The sequence below is a fragment of the Bacillus sp. S4 genome (assembly GCF_040838205.1).
Taxonomy (GTDB): Bacteria; Bacillota; Bacilli; order Bacillales; family Bacillaceae_G; genus Bacillus_A; species Bacillus_A cereus_U.
In genome coordinates, this window is sequence record NZ_JBFPJI010000481.1 from 1 (window position 1) to 1,775 (window position 1,775).

Below are 1,775 nucleotides of genomic sequence, written 5' to 3' on the forward strand. Positions count from 1 at the left end.
TAGGTATCATTGGCAGCCACTCTCGCAAAGGAAACTGCCATGATAATGCCTGTATCGAATCATTTTTCTCCCATTTTAAATCGGAGATGTTGTATTTGAATCATTTTAAAACAGAAGCGGATTTAATACAAGCAATTGAAGAGTATATTTACTTTTATAACTATAAACGGTTCCAAAAACGACTCAACCATCGAGCTCCGATAGAATATCGAATCTCGATGGCTGCTTAGTCTTTTTAATACTGTCTACTTGACAGGGATAAGACCACTACAAGGTCTTTTTAAGATAACAACAATAATACCTTTGGTTCGTATCAATTTGCTATTTTCATACTTTTGTAAAACTCTTTTTCACTATATGGTGACCCCTAATATGAAAAATATTACTATATATCCTACGAATAGTTTTTCTATATTGTACTAAGTGTTATTCTTTAAATAAACATCTTGGAAATACATATTTGCTTATAAAAAGGAGATAAAGATTTTGAAAAAGAAGCTGATGCTTGTTTTTTGTCTGACTATTTTATTCATATTATCTGCTTGTCAAAAAGAATACAACGGAAAATATGTACAATGGGGCGACACTATAGAAAGCGTTAACACAGACAAACTAGAGAGGAATAACATTCCATATAAAGTGGAGGGTAATAAGGTGTATATTCCAGAAGATGCATTTGATGATGCTGTAGTGTGCTGTTCTTAGGTGAGCATAAAACCGTAGAAATGGTAAATTTCTACGGTTTTTATTGCATTAATTTAAATTTCTTTCGTAGTGGCCCATCATACCTCGAATCATTTCCGTACTCCAGTAAGGCTTTTTTTTATCGTTTTTTAACGACATCCAACATCAATATAAATTAATTGTGTGGATTAGATAAATTACTGAATAATTGCTCTGTAAATTGATTTATTAGCCCAGATGCTTTTTCATTTTTTCTTGTTACCTTCCAAAGATAATAGGGGATCGTTTTATATTTATCTATGGAGACAGTGATAATTTCATTTTTTTGCTCTGGGGGTAATGAATGAACAAGATAATCGGGACCAATTGTAACTGCATTTTCATGAATAATCATTCGGAAGATACCTTCTATGCTATTGGTTATTAATGAGACTTTATTCCATAAATGCGTCGGTAAAATATCTTGAGTAATCTTTTTTAAGTAGGGATCATTATACAAAACAATCATTTCATCCTCTAATTCATCACCTGAGATACTCTGTTTAAAGCGCAAATGGGATCGTTTATTTATTACTAACAAGGTTTCACCTTTTACTAATGGTTCCCATGTTAAAAATTCTTCTTCTTTTTCCGTTTTAAAAGATACAAATCCTAAATCAGCATGGCCGTTTTGAACGTAATTTAGGACTAATCTAGAATCACCTTCAACTAACTGGATATTCACATGAGGAAAGTCTTTCCTAAATTTTATTGTAGTATCAATTATCTGTGAGATCATCCCTGGGATAGTAGCAATAATAATATTTTCTTGATTCTCACTTTGGAATACTGATATTTCATTCTTCATTTTATTAATCGTTTTCAAAACAGTAAGCGCATGTTGAATAACGATTTTCCCTTCAATAGTTGAATTGGTTCCTTTCCTTGAACGGGTAAAGAGTGTAACACCCAATTCATTCTCTAATTGTGCAATGGATTGGCTTATTGTTGGTACGGTCATACGGTTTTTTTTTGCTGCTTCAGTGAAAGAGCCTAACTCTCCTACATCAATTAAATATTGAAGCTGAATGATATTCATGTAAGACACATCC

Annotated in this window: 3 protein-coding genes; 2 read left to right on the top strand and 1 reads right to left on the bottom strand. The window is 32.3% G+C overall.

Annotated elements, in window-relative coordinates; all coding sequences use genetic code 11:
- A partial coding sequence (locus AB3X48_RS21825; RefSeq protein ID WP_367959939.1) for an IS3 family transposase occupies nt 1–230 on the top strand: 230 nt, incomplete at its 5' end.
- A 271-nt stretch (nt 231–501) separates the two neighbouring features.
- The gene (locus AB3X48_RS21830; RefSeq protein WP_282896194.1) at nt 502–705 is read left to right on the top strand and encodes a hypothetical protein; all 204 of its coding nucleotides are present in this window, start codon (nt 502–504) and stop codon (nt 703–705) included.
- A 154-nt stretch (nt 706–859) separates the two neighbouring features.
- On the opposite strand, the gene AB3X48_RS21835 is transcribed toward AB3X48_RS21830, so the two are convergent.
- Nucleotides 860–1,775 (bottom strand): LysR family transcriptional regulator (locus AB3X48_RS21835; RefSeq protein ID WP_367959940.1); only part of this gene is annotated, 916 nt, incomplete at its 5' end.